This is a genomic window from Psychrobacter sp. 78a-MNA-CIBAN-0178, assembly GCF_040309625.1.
Lineage (GTDB): Bacteria > Pseudomonadota > Gammaproteobacteria > Pseudomonadales > Moraxellaceae > Psychrobacter > Psychrobacter okhotskensis.
In genome coordinates, this window is sequence record NZ_JBEOOZ010000028.1 from 12,062 (window position 1) to 30,124 (window position 18,063).

Annotated in this window: 18 protein-coding genes; 12 read left to right on the forward strand and 6 right to left on the reverse strand. The window is 43.5% G+C overall.

Annotated elements, in window-relative coordinates; translation table 11 throughout:
• Positions 1–19: 19 nt before the first annotated feature.
• The gene (locus AAEY80_RS12405; RefSeq protein WP_350588400.1) at positions 20–1,573 is read right to left on the reverse strand and encodes a YihY/virulence factor BrkB family protein; all 1,554 of its coding nucleotides are present in this window, start codon (positions 1,571–1,573) and stop codon (positions 20–22) included.
• 328 nt (positions 1,574–1,901) lie between these two features.
• Here AAEY80_RS12405 and wrbA point away from each other — a divergent pair, with 328 nt between their 5' ends.
• Both wrbA and AAEY80_RS12415 read left to right on the forward strand, forming a co-directional pair.
• Complete coding sequence (gene wrbA / locus AAEY80_RS12410; protein ID WP_025652224.1) at positions 1,902–2,519, forward strand: NAD(P)H:quinone oxidoreductase; 618 nt, start codon at positions 1,902–1,904, stop codon at positions 2,517–2,519.
• A 38-nt stretch (positions 2,520–2,557) separates the two neighbouring features.
• Positions 2,558–3,031 carry a hypothetical protein gene (locus AAEY80_RS12415; RefSeq protein ID WP_025652225.1) on the forward strand — a complete coding sequence of 158 codons (474 nt, stop codon included), beginning with the start codon at positions 2,558–2,560 and terminating at the stop codon, positions 3,029–3,031.
• 104 nt (positions 3,032–3,135) lie between these two features.
• Here the strand turns inward: AAEY80_RS12415 and AAEY80_RS12420 are convergent, their stop codons facing one another.
• On the reverse strand, positions 3,136–3,906 hold the full coding sequence (locus AAEY80_RS12420; protein ID WP_025652226.1) for a DUF3108 domain-containing protein: 771 nt from the start codon (positions 3,904–3,906) through the stop codon (positions 3,136–3,138).
• Between the two features lie 525 nt (positions 3,907–4,431).
• Between AAEY80_RS12420 and AAEY80_RS12425 the strand changes: the two genes are divergently transcribed.
• Positions 4,432–4,725: a co-chaperone GroES gene (locus AAEY80_RS12425; protein ID WP_025652227.1), complete on the forward strand. Its 294-nt coding sequence runs from the start codon at positions 4,432–4,434 to the stop codon at positions 4,723–4,725.
• Positions 4,726–4,835: 110 nt separating this feature from the next.
• On the forward strand, positions 4,836–6,482 hold the full coding sequence (gene groL, locus AAEY80_RS12430) for a chaperonin GroEL (protein WP_025652228.1): 1,647 nt from the start codon (positions 4,836–4,838) through the stop codon (positions 6,480–6,482).
• Between the two features lie 204 nt (positions 6,483–6,686).
• Here the strand turns inward: groL and yaaA are convergent, their stop codons facing one another.
• The gene (yaaA, locus tag AAEY80_RS12435; RefSeq protein WP_201567429.1) at positions 6,687–7,499 is read right to left on the reverse strand and encodes a peroxide stress protein YaaA; all 813 of its coding nucleotides are present in this window, start codon (positions 7,497–7,499) and stop codon (positions 6,687–6,689) included.
• Between the two features lie 493 nt (positions 7,500–7,992).
• Between yaaA and AAEY80_RS12440 the strand changes: the two genes are divergently transcribed.
• From AAEY80_RS12440 to AAEY80_RS12465, 6 genes are all read left to right on the forward strand, one after another.
• The gene (locus tag AAEY80_RS12440) at positions 7,993–9,150 is read left to right on the forward strand and encodes an NAD(P) transhydrogenase subunit alpha (RefSeq protein WP_101212072.1); all 1,158 of its coding nucleotides are present in this window, start codon (positions 7,993–7,995) and stop codon (positions 9,148–9,150) included.
• A 74-nt stretch (positions 9,151–9,224) separates the two neighbouring features.
• Positions 9,225–9,605, forward strand: a complete 381-nt coding sequence (locus AAEY80_RS12445; protein WP_025652231.1) for a proton-translocating transhydrogenase family protein — start codon at positions 9,225–9,227, stop codon at positions 9,603–9,605.
• A 14-nt stretch (positions 9,606–9,619) separates the two neighbouring features.
• Positions 9,620–10,999, forward strand: coding sequence for an NAD(P)(+) transhydrogenase (Re/Si-specific) subunit beta (locus AAEY80_RS12450; RefSeq protein ID WP_173240432.1), 1,380 nt, complete (start codon positions 9,620–9,622; stop codon positions 10,997–10,999).
• Between the two features lie 174 nt (positions 11,000–11,173).
• Complete coding sequence (locus tag AAEY80_RS12455) at positions 11,174–11,737, forward strand: acyl-CoA thioesterase (protein WP_201567431.1); 564 nt, start codon at positions 11,174–11,176, stop codon at positions 11,735–11,737.
• Positions 11,738–11,845: 108 nt separating this feature from the next.
• Positions 11,846–12,055 (forward strand): Fe-S cluster assembly protein IscX, encoded by a 210-nt coding sequence (gene iscX / locus AAEY80_RS12460; RefSeq protein ID WP_010196865.1) that lies wholly within the window; start codon positions 11,846–11,848, stop codon positions 12,053–12,055.
• 106 nt (positions 12,056–12,161) lie between these two features.
• Positions 12,162–12,641, forward strand: a complete 480-nt coding sequence (locus tag AAEY80_RS12465) for a GyrI-like domain-containing protein (protein ID WP_025652235.1) — start codon at positions 12,162–12,164, stop codon at positions 12,639–12,641.
• A gap of 87 nt (positions 12,642–12,728) precedes the next feature.
• Here AAEY80_RS12465 and AAEY80_RS12470 read toward each other — a convergent pair whose 3' ends face one another.
• The 3 genes from AAEY80_RS12470 to AAEY80_RS12480 all read right to left on the reverse strand — a co-directional run bounded on the left by AAEY80_RS12470 (position 12,729) and on the right by AAEY80_RS12480 (position 15,588).
• Entirely contained in the window at positions 12,729–13,472 is a 744-nt protein-coding gene (locus AAEY80_RS12470) for a hypothetical protein (RefSeq protein ID WP_173240428.1), read from the reverse strand.
• Positions 13,473–13,489: 17 nt separating this feature from the next.
• A complete protein-coding gene (gene dapE / locus AAEY80_RS12475; RefSeq protein WP_201567440.1) occupies positions 13,490–14,698 on the reverse strand; it encodes a succinyl-diaminopimelate desuccinylase in 1,209 nt (402 codons plus the stop codon).
• Positions 14,699–14,838: 140 nt separating this feature from the next.
• Positions 14,839–15,588: a 2OG-Fe(II) oxygenase gene (locus AAEY80_RS12480; RefSeq protein WP_350588401.1), complete on the reverse strand. Its 750-nt coding sequence runs from the start codon at positions 15,586–15,588 to the stop codon at positions 14,839–14,841.
• Between the two features lie 140 nt (positions 15,589–15,728).
• Between AAEY80_RS12480 and AAEY80_RS12485 the strand changes: the two genes are divergently transcribed.
• Positions 15,729–16,604 carry a 23S rRNA (adenine(2030)-N(6))-methyltransferase RlmJ gene (locus AAEY80_RS12485; protein ID WP_173240430.1) on the forward strand — a complete coding sequence of 292 codons (876 nt, stop codon included), beginning with the start codon at positions 15,729–15,731 and terminating at the stop codon, positions 16,602–16,604.
• A gap of 58 nt (positions 16,605–16,662) precedes the next feature.
• Positions 16,663–17,574 (forward strand): CDP-diacylglycerol--serine O-phosphatidyltransferase, encoded by a 912-nt coding sequence (gene pssA, locus AAEY80_RS12490; RefSeq protein WP_350588403.1) that lies wholly within the window; start codon positions 16,663–16,665, stop codon positions 17,572–17,574.
• The last annotated feature ends 489 nt before the right edge of the window (positions 17,575–18,063 follow it).

Sequence of the window (18,063 nt, forward strand, 5' to 3'; positions counted from 1 at the left end):
TACTTATTTATTAGTTTATTTATATTGCTTTTGGGTTGTCTGCTTCAGTAATGATAGCGCTTTTACCGCCACGTCTATCAGTGTCAAGGGCTGCTGGTTGTTCGTCGGTATCTTTAGGAATCACAATTTCGTGGTTATGATTGTCGCAGTCTAGATCGCTGTCTTTATCATAAGCCGCAGGGTCAAAACGCGGGGCATCATGATGAATGCCTGAGTCGTCTTTGGCTAATTGCTGAGTTGAAGTAGTCATCGTTTTTCTAAACAGTTTGTTTTTATTCTGCGAGTGAGCGCTGGCTTTGTCATTTGCTGACTTTTTGCGCGGCTCACTGTTGGTAAAGATAGTGCCCAATGGCAAGTTCAGCTGCTGTTTGGCAAACGCTTCAGTATTCTCAAAGCGAGCCACCAATAAGCTTAGCCAAGGCTTTTGATCTTCTTGATTCATCTCATCCAGCTCATCCTTGATGGGTAGCGGATAAGGCAGCGTGCGATAAAAATCCCATAACGTCATGTTGCTCAAGTCTCTTTTGAGTACATAATCATCATCTTCGGTCATGGTAATGAGATTGCAGTCCTGCAGATAATTAATATAGATATACCATTTCGGTAGCTCTTTGCGACCTAGCACATTACGCAGCGCTTGTTCGCTGACCGCTTCACCCTCTAAGTGATGGATATACACGAGATTCAACATGTCTAGCAAGCTAAGTAGTGGATGGCGCGGGTAGACTTCCTCAGTTTCAAAAATCGTCAAGGTATAGCTAATCTCGACCCCTAATAAAATTAAGTTCCAAGACAAATAGATCCATAATAAAAAGATAGGTAGCGCGGCAAAGGCACCATAAATAGCCTCGTAGCTGGTAAAGTTGGCCATCACCGTACCAAAAAGATGCTTCATCAGCTCAAAAACAATGGCGACAAAGATACCAGCAATCGCTGCATTTTTCGCTGGCACGCGGGCTTTTGGGATAAACCAATACATTCCTATAAAGCCAGCAATGGTTATGCCAATTGAGACGGCTTGTACCCAAAAAGACCAATCAATACCATAACCTGCAATTTGGCGGTTTAAGAAGCTCAGGCTTTGCACGGCACTTGAGGCGATAAAGGCTGTACCCAAAACCAGCGGCCCCATAGTAACGATGGTCCAATAGCGCAGCATGCTTTTGATGCCACCTGAACGATTTTCTACCCGCCAAATTTGGTTAAAAGCACGCTCAATGGTCGTCAAGGTCATGATGGTGGTAAAAAACAACACCATCGCACCAATGATAGTCAGATTAGATGATTTTTCAGCGAAGCTATTAATGTACTCACTGACTTGCATGCTCGATTGCGGCAGTAAGTTACTATAAATCACCTCATAAATCTGTGCTCTGACCGAAGCCAATGCTGGTACCGAGGACAGAATCATCAATAGCACCGTCAGTATCGGTACAATAGATAACATGGTGGTATAGGTAAGCGATGCTGCTTTTTGCTGGCAATTGTCTTCAAAAAAGTGCCGGGTTAAAAATCGTAAGAACTGAAACCAGCGTTGGTGTAAGAACGGGAGTTTTTTTAATAGGTTTTCCATGTCGACCATTTAGCAGCGATGAGAGTGACAATAGTGTAACAAAAATGAGTCGCAGGCATCTGCCAAATAATTGTGTCAAAATGCACAGCAGCAACCGTTACCGTGTTTGGCTCGCTATAATGTCAAGCAGGGTTTGTTTGCATGTCAGTCAATGACTCGGGCATAATGTGCACATACATTTTGCTGATAAATTCTGCAAAATGTATCGCAATGGCTGTGTAAAAATGAACAACCTGCTGGCATATTAAAACGCTGGTACACTGCCAATGCTATTAAAGATAATAATTGAAGACAATAACGTCGATGATTTTATGAGGAAGTTTTGCTAATGAGTCAGACCGCCCCTTATGTTTTGGTACTCTATTATTCTAGTTATGGTACGACTAAGACATTAGCATATGCGATTGCCCAAGGAATTGAAGATGCTGGCATAAGCGCGCGTATCCGCACTGTGCCTACCGTTGCCCCCGAAACCACGGCAAGCAAGCCTGCGATACCAGATGATGGTGATCTGTATTGCACCATGGATGATCTAAAGGACTGTAGCGGTCTGGCGCTTGGTAGCCCGACGCACTTTGGCAATATGGCCGCGCCCATGAAATACTTTTGGGACAATACGGTCACCCTTTGGCTGGCAGGCAATCTACAAAACAAGCCAGCGTCGGTATTTACGGCGACCGGCTCGATGCATGGCGGCCAAGAGACGACACTGCTGACCATGATGTTACCGTTGATGCATCATGGCATGATGATCGTAGGTATACCGTATGCAGAGCCCGCCCTCAATCGTACTAATCGCGGTGGTACGCCTTATGGCGTGAGTCATGTCAGCGGCGCGTTGCATGATCAACCGGTATCTGCTGATGAGCGTGAATTGGCAATTGCGCAAGGTCGTAGACTGGCTATCACAGCGACGGCTTTATCACAGGCTAACTTTGGTCGCTAAGCTGCATTGATATATTGCTGATAAGGAAAAACCTTCTAATGGCTACTAACCGCTCTAAGAACAAGGCCAATGCCCCAGTAGAGAATACTGCTGACACTGGCAAGTCTATTGCACCGATGCGCCAACGCTTGCTGCTAACGTGGTTGGTTTGGGTGGCATATCGGTTGCTGGCCTTGCCGATTATGATCAGTGTTTTTAATCCGACTAGCCCCGATATCATTGGTGGTATCGCTTGGCAAGCGCTGTGGTTGATTCCTGCCTTTATCCTGACACCAGTGATATTACGTGGTCGCTCGCCCTATATGTTATTGATTGGCAGTATGCTGACCCTAGTATATTTAGGGGCGAGTGGAGTCGTGTTATTCACCCGCGTCTATGGCAGCAGTATGATTGAAATTATGGTTTATTTGCTTGATTTCGTGCTGTTGTTCTTGATTAATACTTGGTTGTTTTTACTACTCAAACGTCTGCCTTCGATGAATAACGTGGTTAAGCAGCCTCGTTCTCGCTAGTCGTTCTTTATCAATTTGAGACATCCATTTAATCCCATAAAAAAGCGGTGCCCCATGCAGAGCGCCGCTTTTTTTGTGTTAATTATTTATTGTGAAATAAGTAATTAGTTAGCTTTGGTCAACTCTAAATCCATCTTTTTACCATCGTTGATTTGGCTTACTTTTACTGGTAGATAATCTAAGCTTGGTGCGAGCCAAAAACTGGTAGAGCGGCTGTTGTCATCATGGATGCGATCGACACGCACGGTATCAAAGGTACCGGCTGGCACGGTGATTTTGGTATTGCCAGATTTTTTAAAGGGTGTTTTCTCAATTTTATCTTTCTTTGCCATATAGTAATTGCCCGAGAACTTACCGTTTAATAAGTCTTGGCGAATTTGCACCTCAAGGCTTAAATCATCAAAAGCTTGCTGCGCCATATTTAGGGTTGTTGATTTGCCTTTATAGTTACTGACGACTTTTTTACTGCTTGGGTTAAAGTCTAATTTATGCGTACGCCCAATTCCTAAAAGTTTATAAGTGGTACTGGCTTGAGTTGGAATGACATTATTACCATTGATGGTAAAGGTACTATTTTGTGCGGCGCTTGCGACACCGGCTACCCGTGCACTGACATTATATTTCCACGTATTGCCTGATTTATTAAGCGTGCGAGTAGCCGTGCCTTTGTATTTGTCTTCTACTGTAAAGCTATAATTGGCGCTTGATGGTTGAATGGTTTTTGCGCTGGCAAGGGTAGGGGCAGTCATACTCAAAGCTCCGATGGCAGCAATACTAGCGCCCGTGGTTAAGGCGGTTAAGAATTTAGATTTACTGCGCGTTGTATTATTAGCGTTAACGATTGATGGTTTTTGATTGATTGATAAAAAACTCATGGATATTCCTTAATTTCTATCTGTAGGATGGTTTATAACTATTATTATGTTATTAAGCACTATAATGGTCATACTCTGTTACATTTTCAAGGGTCACCGCAGAGTCAGACGTGTGGCTCTTGTAGCCGATGTTACTGACAGTTGATCTTATTACTAAGAGTAACTTACTGTGAGCACCTTACTATAAAGCGCTTTAGAATAGGCAAAAACGGCTCTGACTTTGCTTATTATGGCAACTCGTTAAAGCTTCTATGACGGGTTATCGTTTTTATATTGAGGTCTTTATTTTAGGGCGCTTTGAGCGATTCTTGGTTATTCGTAGATAAATGCGCTACTAACTCAAAAATTCTTGTAAATTTTTGGCGTTTACACTTGAACCGAACTCACCTTGCCCCCACTTTTTGAAACAAGCTCAACACTTATCCTTATTATGCTGTTTAAAAAAATAGCGTTTGAAGATATAAGTATTGAGACACTCAAACCAAATAAACTTTTAATTCAAACAACCAACTTATTGGAGACATATTGATGAATATTCGTCCTTTACATGATCGTATTGTTGTCCGCCGCATAGAAGAAGAAACCAAAACGGCCGGTGGTATCTTGTTACCTGGTTCTGCTCAAGAAAAGCCTTCACAAGGTGAAGTGCTAGCCACTGGCAACGGTCAGATTCGTGACAACGGTGAAACTCGCGCGTTAGATGTAAAAGCTGGCGACAAAGTCTTGTTCGGTCAATATGCTGGTCAAACCGTGAAAGTTGACGGCGAAGAACTACTTATTATGAAAGAATCTGATGTATTGGGTGTGCTAGAAGGCTAGTCCTTTTTGAGTATGTTTATACTCAGCGCATTTAAGACAATTGTTCTTAACAATACTGTATCGACTCATTCAATTGTATTTCTATACTTATAATAGTGGAGTAATTTAACATGGCAAAAGACGTAAAATTCGGCATTGATGCCCGTAAACAAATGATGGACGGCGTAAACGTTCTAGCAAACGCAGTAAAAGTTACCTTAGGCCCTAAAGGTCGTAATGTGGTGATCGATAAATCTTTCGGCGCACCTACCATCACTAAAGATGGTGTATCGGTTGCCAAAGAAATCGAGCTTGAAAACAAATTTGAAAACATGGGCGCTCAATTAGTCCGTGAAGTCGCTAGCCGCACCAACGATGTCGCTGGTGATGGTACAACGACTGCGACCGTATTGGCTCAGTCAATCTTGCAAGAAGGCATGAAGTCTGTTGCTGCCGGCATGAACCCAATGGATCTTAAGCGCGGTATCGATAAAGCGGTTCGCGCTGCTGTTGAGCAAATCCATTTGCTATCAACCCCAGCTGACGATTCAAAAGCAATTGCTCAAGTGGGCTCTATCTCTGCCAACTCAGACACTAAAATTGGTGAATTGATTGCTCAAGCGATGGAAAAAGTCGGTAAGCAAGGCGTCATCACTGTTGAAGAAGGTTCAAGCTTTGAAGATACCTTAGAAGTTGTGGAAGGTATGCAGTTCGACCGTGGCTATATCAGCCCGTACTTTGCGAATAAGCAAGACAGCTTAACCGCTGAGTTTGAAAACCCATACATCTTGCTTGTTGATAAAAAAATCAGCAATATCCGTGAGATCGTGCCATTACTTGAGCAAGTCATGCAGCAAAGCAAGCCATTGCTAATCATTGCTGAAGACGTAGAAAATGAAGCATTGGCAACATTGGTTGTGAACAACATGCGTGGCGGCTTAAAAACTTGTGCGGTTAAAGCACCAGGTTTTGGCGATCGTCGTAAAGCTATGCTAGAAGATATCGCCACGCTAACTGGCGGTACGGTTATCTCTGAAGAGATTGGTCTGAGCCTTGAGACTGCTACTCTAGAGCAATTGGGCACGGCTAAGAAAGTCACTGTCGGTAAAGAAAACACCGTTATCGTTGATGGCGCTGGTAACAAAGCTGACATCGAAAACCGTGTTGAGTCTATCAAACGTCAAGTAGAAGAATCAACGTCTGACTACGACAAAGAAAAGCTACAAGAGCGTATGGCAAAACTTGCTGGCGGCGTTGCCGTTATCAAAGTGGGCGCTGCGACTGAAACTGAAATGAAAGAGAAGAAAGATCGCGTTGATGATGCGCTACATGCGACTCGTGCAGCGGTCGAAGAAGGCGTTGTTCCTGGCGGCGGTGTTGCCCTAGTTCGTGCAATGAATGCATTGTCTGAGCTACGTGGTGATAACGACGATCAAAACGCGGGTATCAATATCTTACGCCGCGCAATGGAAGCCCCATTACGTCAAATCGTGACCAACTCAGGCGAAGAAGCGTCAGTGGTTGTGAACGAAGTGAAGAGCGGTAGCGGTAACTACGGTTACAACGCAGCTTCTGGCGAATACGGTGATATGCTAGACATGGGTATTCTTGACCCAGCTAAAGTTGCTCGTTCAGCACTAGAAAACGCGGCATCTGTTGCCGGTCTTATGCTTACGACTGAAGTCATGATTACTGAACTTGCTCAAGGTGATGATGGTATGGCTGGCATGGGCGCTGGTGGAATGGGCGGTATGGGTGGAATGGGCGGCATGATGTAACTCTACTTCTGCTACAAAGCGATTTCTCTTTGTTAGACGCGCTTAATTTACAATAGGTACTATTTTCGTGCGTCATCTGCGACAAAGCGCTTTTCGCCAGAAGTATGACTTTGTCATAAAGTCTATTTAACCTAGTTCAAATAAAACCCCGATAGGCTTTGGCTTATCGGGGTTTTTTTATGCAAATTGGAGGGCTTTTAAAAACTATTGAGCCGCCTCATCCCGTCTAAACACCCACGTCTTATCATCCGACACATCTGCACAATAATAATAACCCGCCAAATCAAATTGCTTAAGCTGCTCAGCATTGGTCAGTTTGTTATCTGCCGCATACTTTACCATAAGGCCACGCGCTTTTTTGGCATAAAAGCTAATCACTTTATAGTGACCATTTTTCTCGTCTTCAAATCGTGGTGTGATAATTTCAGCATTTAGCGCCTTTTTTTTCACCGCTTTAAAATACTCATTGGAAGCCAAATTAATCAATACTTTGTCATCGCTATCAGCCATACGCGCATTGATGGTATCAGTAACTTCCTCGCCCCAAAACTCATATAAATTATCACCGCGCTCGTTTTTTAGTTTAGTGCCCATCTCTAAGCGATATGGTTGAATCAAATCGAGAGGTTTCAATATCCCATAAAGCCCCGACAAAACACCTAGATGTTCATTGACATAAATGGCGGTATTTTTATCCATATGATACATATCAAGGCCCGTATAGACATCGCCATCAAATAAATAACCAGCCGGTTTAGCGGTATTACCAGACGCGTCATCGGTAAAGGGCTTGTCTTTGCTCCAACTCCATTGTTGGTTGCGCTCAGCATTTAGCTGGGCCAAATCGTCGGAGATGCTCATCAGCTCTTGCAAATCAATCGGCTCTTTCGATTTTAATGTTTTCATTAGCGCCTGTGAGTGCTCAATCAGCTCAGGCTGACTATAGTAGTTACCTAAGTTGACTGGCACCGCGTCTTTCTCATTGAGAGATTTGGCAGGGGAGAGTACAAAATACATAGTTATTCCTTATTATAGTGAATCCATGATCAATCTATGATGACCAACCTATTAAGGTGTCAAGCTTTCTCATTATACGATATACACAGGTTTAACTTGACTTACTCGGCACAGTTTTGTGTTTTTTAAGCTATACTGGCAGCTCGCAATTATTCTATAGGTCGCAGTTAGTTCCCTCAGCCTATATATCATAAGGTCTAACGAGTTCTTTAAAAAGTAAAATTTTTTAATATAACAATAAAAGTTATGCAGATGGTGTAAATGCCTAACTTTTTATTTTACTTGTGGGTCATCATTAGGCAATGAAAGTTAGCGGACGTTATCTCTATAATAAAAAGGCATGATGGCAAATTCGCTATCATTTATTAAATTGATAATCTTTGGTGGTTAATGTTAAACCAATAGTGACCAAAGGTTTTTTTGTCCCCTGTGCTTTTTAAATGTGCGTTGAGGGTATTAAAGGTAGTCATTAAGACGTAAGTAAGGAGACGGTATGAAAATCGGTGTAATCAGTGCAGATATCGCGAGCGAGAGTCGCGTAGCGCTAACCCCAGACGCGGTCAAAAAATTGCGTAAGCTTGGGTTTGAAGTCGTCATACAGTCAGGTGCAGGTCAAGCAGCATATTATGCTGATGAGTTGTATCAGGCTGCTGGTGCCGATATTGCCAATAGCAGCGCCGAGGTAGTCACCCAGTCTCAGATTATTACCACGGTGAATGACTTGCCTGCTGCGGTGACAGAGAGCCTAACAACGGGTCAGATCGTCGTTGGTATGCTCGACCCCTATCGTAATAGCCAGCTAGATACTTATGCGGCTAAAGGCGTTACTACCTTCGCCATGGAGCTATTACCACGCACCTTGTCGCGCGCACAAAATATGGATGTATTGTCTTCACAAGCCAACCTTGCTGGTTATAAAGCAGTACTACTAGCTGCCAACGAATATTCGCGTCCGTTCCCGATGTTTATGACCTCAGCCGGTACGGTTAAACCTGCCAAAGTCGTCATTTTAGGTGTCGGTGTTGCAGGTTTGCAAGCCATTGCAACGGCGAAGCGTTTAGGCGCCGTCGTTGAAGCCAGTGATTTACGTCCGACTGCTCGTGAGCAAGTAGAGTCATTAGGTGGTAAGTGGCTTGATGTGCCGATGAGTGCAGAAGAAGCTGAGACAGCTAAGTCCACAGGTGGTTATGCTTGGACACCATCGGAGCAATATGTCAAAGACCAAGCAGCAGTGGTTGACAAAGCATTAAGCAATGCTGATATTGTCATCACGACTGCGCAAATTCCTGGTCGTAACGCACCACGCTTGGTGCACGGAGCCACGCTTGCCAAAATGAAAGCCGGTTCAGTGCTGATCGATATGGCAGCTGGCACGGGCGGCAACGTCGAAGGCAGTGTGCCTGATGAAACCATCACCACGGCCAATGGCGTGCGTATTGTTGGGGCGGCCAACATCCCATCGCAACTGGCAGCACAGTCTTCAGATTTATATGCCAATAACCTTGTTAACTTTATCACAACCTTAATTGCTCCTGCCGCTACAGATGACGCTCCAGCAACTAAACTGGCACTGAACTTAGATATGGAAGATGAGATTCAGGGCGCACTGGCAGTGACGCATGAGAGTCAGGTACGCCTCGCTAAGCGCTAGGTTTTAACCGCCTGTCACTTCACTATTTGTCACCATACATTTGCCAGACACGAATAAATTTTTAGGAGGATTAGATGATTGCCACTGTTTTAGCTGCAGCGCCAGCCGGTGCGGCCATGAGTAGCACACCATTTGTAGCGATTTTTACCGTATTTGTGCTCGCTATTTTTGTAGGATATTACGTCGTTTGGGGTGTCACGCCTGCATTGCACACGCCATTAATGGCAGTGACCAATGCTTTATCTAGTATTGTCATCGTTGGTGCGATGCTACAGACTGTCAATATTGACGGCGCTATGTTTACCCCAACCAGTTTGCTAGGTGCGTTTGCCGTATTTTTAGCCAGCATTAACATATTTGGTGGTTTTGCCGTGACTGAGCGTATGCTTGCAATGTTTAAACCCAAAGCAAAAAAAGCCCCAGTGGTAACGACTGAAAGCGGAGGCGACGCATGAGTGATTTAACAAGTATGATTGCAGCCAATGCTGACTGGTTTTATCTAATCGGTGCCATTCTTTTTGTCTTGACCTTACGTGGTCTATCTAGCCCAAAAACCGCCATTCGTGGTAACCGTTTTGGTATGGTGGCCATGGCGATTGCCGTTGCAACGACATTCTTCTTAGCGGAAGGCCCTGTGCTTTGGTTGATTGTTGGTGCCATGGTGTTAGGTGCTATCGTCGGTATGTGGAAGGCAAAAACGGTCGCAATGACTCAGATGCCAGAAACGGTTGCTTTAATGCATTCATTCGTTGGTTTGGCAGCTGTTGCCATTGCTCTAGCAACGGTACTTCATACTGAACAACAACATGGTACGGTTGCCCGTTTAGAATTGTTCATCGGTTGCTTTATTGGTGCGATTACTTTCTCAGCGTCTGTCTTCGCCTTTGGTAAATTGGCAGCGAAGAGTTGGGCCAAAACATTGGTCGGCGGCTGGGTCAAACCCGTGCAAGCTATCTTGTTCATTGCGATGATTGGCTTTGGTATCGTCTACTTTATGACTGATTCATTGCCTGCTTTCTACGCGATGGCAGTACTGGCGGTGGTATTCGGTTGGATGTGGATTGCCCCAATCGGCGGCGGCGACATGCCAGTCGTTGTGTCTTTACTGAACTCGTTCTCTGGTTGGGCGGCGGCCGGTATTGGTTTTACCCTTGGCAACTCGATGCTCATTATCGCCGGTTCGCTCGTTGGTTCGTCAGGTGCAATCTTGTCTTATATCATGTGTAAAGCCATGAACCGCTCATTACTTAACGTATTGTTCGGTGGAATGGGTACGGCAGCTGTGGCAGCAGGTGGCGATGATGGTGCACCAAAGAATTATAAAGCTGGTTCAGCAGAAGATGCTGGCTTCTTGATGGCCAATGCCAGCAACGTGGTGATCGTACCGGGTTATGGTATGGCGCAAGGCCGTGCACAGAATGCGGTAAAAGAGCTATATGAGCTATTAAAAGAAGAAGGTGTCAATGTTCGCTTTGCGATTCATCCGGTCGCTGGTCGTATGCCAGGGCACATGAACGTGCTATTGGCTGAAGCGGATGTGCCGTACGATGACATCCTTGAGATGGATGAGATCAACTCAGACTTCGCCAGTACGGATGTGGTCTTGGTCATCGGTGCCAATGACGTGGTCAACCCTTCTGCAAAAGAGGATCCAACGTCGCCAATCTTTGGTATGCCCATCTTGGAAGTGACCAAAGCTCAAACAGTGATGGTTATCAAACGTTCGATGAGCACGGGTTATGCAGGGCTTGATAACAGCTTGTTCTACATGGACAAAACTATGATGATCTTTGGTGATGCCAAGAAAATGGTAGAAGAGATGGTACGTAGTATCAATGGTGCTCATTAATCGCTAGAATCGGTTTTTGAATACGAGCTTTCAAATATAAGATTTCAAATAAAAAAGTCACTGAGGTGGCTTTTTTTGCGTTAAGGTAGGCAGCATTTATACTCAATCATTGTTTATACCAAGTACATTTATACAAAATAAGTTTGTACAAAATAAAAGTTAAGAGGGTTATTTATGAATATGTTGATACGCTTTTTTATTATGGTCAGTTTGCTAAAACAGCAACTCAAGCAGCAATCAGTGAGTGAGCGGCTGAGTATTGAATCCTTGACTGCACCGACGATTCGGCATTATCGAGTATTGCCACATGACATGGGCTTTCGGGATCATCTACCCAATTATCGCTACTTGTCTTTTATTGAGCTGAACGTTACCCGTTGGCTAATGGCATGCTGTCATCAAAAAGGTATTAAAAATTTAGCTTGGGTCATCGCCATGCAAGAGATGGTCTATCTTAAAGAGATTAAGTTTCTTAGTAAGTTGACAGTCAATAGCGTGCTGGTCGGTTGGGATAAAAAATATATCTATTTTGAAACGCGTTTCTTTGTAAAAAACCAGTTGATGGGCGTTGGTATGACTAAGTTTGTATTGACCAATAAAAAAGGGAAATGTGCGCCTGAGGTATTGGATATGACAGGGGAGCGGATGACCGAGGTGATTACGACGTGGAATAAGCACCAAGTGGCGATTAAGTCTACCAAATCTGCTGAGTCGTCGAAAGTAACAGAGAGTGCTTAACGAACTTGCCTATAATCATAGGACGAATTTTGATAGGATAGGGGCTATTAAATCAACCGTTAATTCGATCACATTTTTTATTAAAATTATAAAAGTTAAGGAGCCACTATGATCCCGCAAAAACTAAAATGGACCGACAGCTTAGATATCGCTATCGAGCTTTACGAAAAATTCCCAGAGACTGATCCACAGTACATACGTTTTACTGATTTGCATCGCTGGGTGACCGAGCTTGAAGGCTTTGATGATGATCCACAAAAATCCAATGAAGGCATCTTAGAAGCCATTCAGATGAATTGGATTGATGAAGCGGATTAGACGAACGCTGCAAAGTTAAGCAAGTGATTTAAGTATGGCTTTAGATAGTAGAGTTTTAACTTTATCTCAAATAAAAATCGAATAAATACACAGCATAGGCGATATCATGACTTCACAAGTTAAAGAGCTGTCCGACGCGATAGTTTGCAAAGGCATCAGTGCTCGTACCACTAATAATGCTGAAATCAGCCATGACACGGCCAAATTGGGTCGATTATGGCAAAAGTTTTATCAGAACCATATGAAAAGCCTTTCTGAAGGTGAAGATATTTATGGCGTCTTTCATAACTACGAGAGCGATGATTTAGTGGGCGCTTTTGATGTTGTGGCGAGTTGGAAAGCCGACAGTGACGATACGACTAATGCGAGCGATGTGGTCACAGTGAGTATTCCTGCCGGAAAATACTTGGTATTTTCAGAAAAAGGCAATATGCCTAACACTGTGATGAATGCATGGGAAAAGGCTTGGGAATACTTTAATAATCCAAGCTGTGAGCATACACGCACTTATAAGGTCGATTTTGAGCATTATATTGGCGGTAATTTAGAGTATGGGCAGGTAGATCTCTATATTGGTATTGAGTAGAGTCGCAACTCTATCACGCAATATTGTATGTGATGTAGGGTGGGTTAGCTCAATCGTAACCCACCAATTAGCATAAAAATGTAATCATCAAAGCGGCTTAATACTCACACTCTTTTTAAACACGGTGACATTAACACCCGTTAGCTGCTTTAACTCTCTTTCTAAATTTTCAAAATCAGACTTAGTCAGTTTTTTGGGATAGTAGCTAATTGAGAGGCTAAGCTCTGAATCACCTGAGTAACCGACAGATTGCAATTTAGCGCCATGCATTTCTACAATGCGTGCAACTTCGTTAACATGTTCGTCATTATAAATCGAAAAATCTGCTACCTGAGCTTGGTTAATTGCTGATAGCTCTAAAGTTTCCAAGCTTCCCATCGCATCGATGACCCTACTGTCTAAAATGTTTATTACGATAGGTGCTCCTACCAACTTTGATAATGTTTTAGTCAACTGTAAGCGTTTAGCGTCTGATATATCAGCATTTGAGACATAAATATCAGCAGTTTCTAGGATTTTAGCATCACTATAACCTAAGCCTTGTAACTCACCGCCGTAACTAACGACAATACGTTTTATCTCATTAACTTGTTCATCACTATTGAATGTAGACCATTGTGTTTTAGCTGCAGAATTAGCTGAAAAGTTGACTTCGCTCTGCGGCGTTGGCACTTTATCGAGATCATTACTGTTATCTGGGTCAGTTAGTTTTTTAGAACCTACCTTTTCTGCATATATTTCAGGCTGCATTTTTTCGATATTGTCACAACCACTGACTAATAAACCAAAACTTACGAGTGCCAAAAGTAAATGAGATTTATTAATTTTCATAACCACTTTCCTGTAGATTAATCATCACCTAACAACAAATTCTCCAAAATTCCCTCATAAATCTGCGCCAATTTACCCAAGTCATCTACTTCTACCTTTTCATCAACCTGATGAATCGTCGCATTACGTACACCCAATTCGACGACTTGCGCACCAGTCGGAGCGATAAAGCGTCCGTCAGAAGTGCCACCAGAGGTTGATAGAGTAGCGTCAACGTCAGTGACGGCTTTAATCGCTTGCTGGCAGGCTGATACGAGCTTTCCTTCAGGGGTTAAAAATGGCTGACCGGATAATTTCCAATGAATATCATAACTGGCTTTACTGTTTGCAAAATATTTATCAAAGATAGCATGGGTTTTTGCTTTTAGCTCATCTTCGCTTGTTTCTGTAGAAAAGCGGAAATTAAAGACAACCTTTAGCGTTTCAGGGATGACATTGGTCGCGCCTGTGCCACTATTAATATTAGAGATTTGCAGGGAAGTCGCAGGGAAATACTCATTGCCGTTATCCCAAGTGGCTGCTGTCAGATCCGCTAAAGCTGCCATCGTTGCATGTATCGGATTGCAAGCTAAATGCGGGTAGGCAACATGACCTTGTTTGCCAGTGACGGTAAGCTCTGCACCCAATGAGCCGCGGCGACCATTTTTAATGATATCGCCAAGCGTGTCGGTACTTGATGGCTCGCCAACGAGGCAATAAGTAATTTTTTCTTGACGCGCTTCTAAGGCTTCAATGACTTTGACTGTACCATTGATGGACGGGCCTTCTTCATCTGAAGTAATTAAAAAGGCGATAGAGCCATTGTGCTCAGGATGATTGGCAACGAAGCGTTCAGCGGCGATAGTAAAAGCGGCAATGCCCGTTTTCATGTCAGCGGCACCGCGCGCCCATAGATAGCCCTCAGCAATGGTTGGCGTAAATGGTGGATAGGTCCAATTATTTATATCGCCGGTTGGTACGACATCGGTATGACCAGCAAAGCAAATGACTGGATCGGCTGTGCCACGGCGTGCCCAAAGGTTTTTGACCTCGGCATGCTCACCGCTTTGCTTTCTATCACCGAAATACATAAACTCACAGTCAAATCCGGCCTGTTTTAGTCGAGACGATAGTATATCTTGGCAGCCATCGTCATCGGGTGTGACGGATGGACGCTCAAGTAGGGCGATACTTAAGTCTAGGGTCGCTTGTTGATGGGTAAGGGTTTGTTTATTGGCGTCAGACATGGATAAACCTTTTATTTTTAGTTAAATTATTAATTTACTTCAAATCGTATATTTTTATGCGCGTAGATTGGATTAAAAATTTAGCTTACAACTACAACCGTTTTTGATAAGTTAGGAGTAAGTGGTCAATAATACTTTTTCTAGCCCTCAACAAACGGCACCAAACCATCTCGGCGCATCCACGTCGCGATAGAGTAGCGTTGACGATGGGCGATTTGTACTTGGTGTTGTAAGTCACTGTCAAATATGATTAATCTATTGGCAACTGGCATGACATTATGATGAATGCCATGTTTATCAACGACTTCTAGAGCGCCGCCATCACTATCGCTCCAATCATCATTAAGATAAAATACTGCTGAAATAACGCGCTCACCACGACCAGTCGGATTGTCACTATGCCATTGATAGCCAAAGCCTACAGGATAACAGGCGTAATGTGCTTCACTATGGCGAATACCGGCGAACAAACTGCGATTGAATAAGGCGGCAAGCGCATTGATACTTTGCAAATAATAATAGCCTGCAAAGAAATTTTCGGTGATCCAGCGAATGCGGTCACCACGAATATTGCTCACACGAATACCAGCCGTCAGCTCGGCATCATGGTAGTCGATAAAGCCACTTTCTGCCTGCAATGCTAATAGTGCTTTATCCTTAAAGATATCATCAATAACTATCCAACCGTCATCTACAAACTTATCAAGCTGCGCATCTGTTAGCTTGTCTGACCAATTGACGTCAAAGTCCGACATGTTTAGGACGTGCTGACTTGGTGGCTTCGCGCCATTGTCCAGAGTCGGCAAAAAAAGTATGGGCGGATTATCCTGACCAATAGGATTATCGACCACCAACTGTGTCACCTCAAGATTGCTAATAATCTTTGTCATTTCGTCTCGCCGTTATCAGTAAACAGTCAATTCGCTTGCAATACAGCGTCAATCAATGCCTTTTTACCAAAACCATCGTTATCTTTTACTCTGCCTATGCTACCATAGATGCAATTTTTCTTATTTAAACTTTTGAACTTATGAACTATAAACACGCCTACCACGCTGGTAACTTTGCTGATGTGGTTAAACACATTTTATTGGTACAATTGCTCAATCAACTGGGGCAAAAAAACAAACCTTTTTATGTGCTTGATGCTTATGGCGGTCGTGGCCTGTATTCACTTGCCAGTGAAGAGGCTCGCAAAACAGGGGAAGCTAAAGGTGGCATCCAAGCGTTAGTAAACGCCGATGTCGAAAAAGCGCCACCTGCTGTCAAAGAGTATATGGAAGGGATCAAGCAAGCCCGTTTCACTTACGACAAAAAAGTCTATCCTGGCTCACCGTGGTGGATCGCCCATCATGTCGAAAAGAACCCTGATGCGGGCGTACGCGGTGAAGCCTTTGAAGCCAAAGCCAGTGAGTACGATGCTCTGAACTATCAGCTGCATAAATTGCCAATCGGTATTCATCATCGTGACGCCTTTGAAGGTATTCGTGCGGTTATTCCACCACAAGAACGTCGCGGTCTGATATTCTTAGACCCTCCCTACGAGCAAGAACACAAAGACTTTACCCGTCTGATTGATCTATTGGTGCACTCTTATAATAAGTGGCCACAGGGTACTTATGCGTTGTGGTTTCCGATTAAAAATATCGAAGCGGTAGAGCTGTTCTATAAGAAGTTAAAACGTACTGAAATGAGACGTCAGTTGGTTTGTGAGCTGAATATCTATCCAAATGATATCGCCGTGGGTCTTAATGGCACGGGAATGCTGGTTATTAATCCGCCGTGGCAGTTCGATAACCATGCTCGTGAAATTCTACGTTTCTTACAGCCAGTACTAAAAGTGGCTGATGCGCCAGACCTAACGCCTGATAGTGCCACCAACGTTCGCTGGCTAGTCGGCGAATAGTGACGTCAGTAGATAGCGGTGTCAATGAATAGCAATGTCGGTGAATGAGGGTATTAAGATGACTACTGAGCAACCACCTAAAGGTCAACCAAATAGCGAGCATCTGAATGATGGTTTGGTAAAAGAGCCACTGTTACAGGACAATGCGGCAACGTCGCCGCCTTTTGTTGATGAGCATGAATTTAACATTCGCTTAGCGGACAATGATAATTATGATGGTCTGACTTTTGAGGTGATTGAAGCAGAAGTTGCCGAAGGCAAGCGCGTGGTCAGTCGCGGCGTATATCTAGCGCCCAATCTGATTACCACCTTGTCGCTGCTATCCGGTTTTTATTCGATTTTGGCCAGTACTCAAGGCGAGTTTTATAAAGCCTCGCTAGCTATTTTCTTATCTGCCATACTAGATGGTGCAGATGGGCGGGTTGCGCGTATGCTTAATGCGCAAAGCCCCTTTGGTGAGCAGTACGACTCGTTAGCTGACATGTTGGCATTTGGTGTGGCTCCAGCTATTTTGATTTATAGTTTTGCGCTGCAACCTCTAGGTCGCGTTGGTCTGGCCTGTGCTTTTGTGTTTACGGCTTGTGGTGCATTTCGCTTGGCGCGCTTTAACGTGCAGGTTGGTATCGTTGACAAAAAATACTTTGTTGGTTTAGCCAGTCCACTGGCTGCAATTCTGGTCACTGCGGCTGTTATGGTAGCCATCGATCACAATCAGTGGATAGGCGAATACGACACACTAGTGATGTTCTTATTCGCGGCTTGGGTAGTTATTTGCGGCTTGCTCATGGTTAGTAACGTTAAATACTATAGCTTTAAAGAATTTGATAAAAAGAAAGTGCCGTTTGTGGTTCTTATCATTGGTGTATTGGTCATGAGCATCGTGCTATATGACATACCTGTAGGTATTCTAGCCATTGGTATCATTTATGCGCTATCAGGTATTTTTACTACGTTAAAAAGTAAAATGTAAGAGCAAAGTTGAAGTGGAAGCGTTAAATCGTAAGTAATCAAGGGGTTAGGATATATATTAATTTAAATCTCCAAACCCCCTTGACCCCCACCCAAACAAGCGTATAATGCCACCCAGTCGAAAGGGAAGTGGATTGCTAATTTGGACGATATAAATTGTTTAAATTAAATAGAAAATACTTCTTGACTAAATAAATATAGCGTCTATAATACGCACCTCATCAAGACGAGCTGGAAGTAGCTAGTGTGTAGATTACACATTAATAACCCAGTTAACTTGTTGAAACAAATTAAAAAAAGAAGTTGACAGACTATTAAAACATGATATGATGGTCAGCTCGCTAAATAGGATAAGCCACATTGGCTGACTTATTTAGTTTGAAATACTAGCACTGGACGACAGTGTCAGACATTATTTAAAAGCATAACTAAAGAACAACTTGTGTGGATTTTTGCTGATTCAGAATGCTAAAAAATAAAGTTGACTATC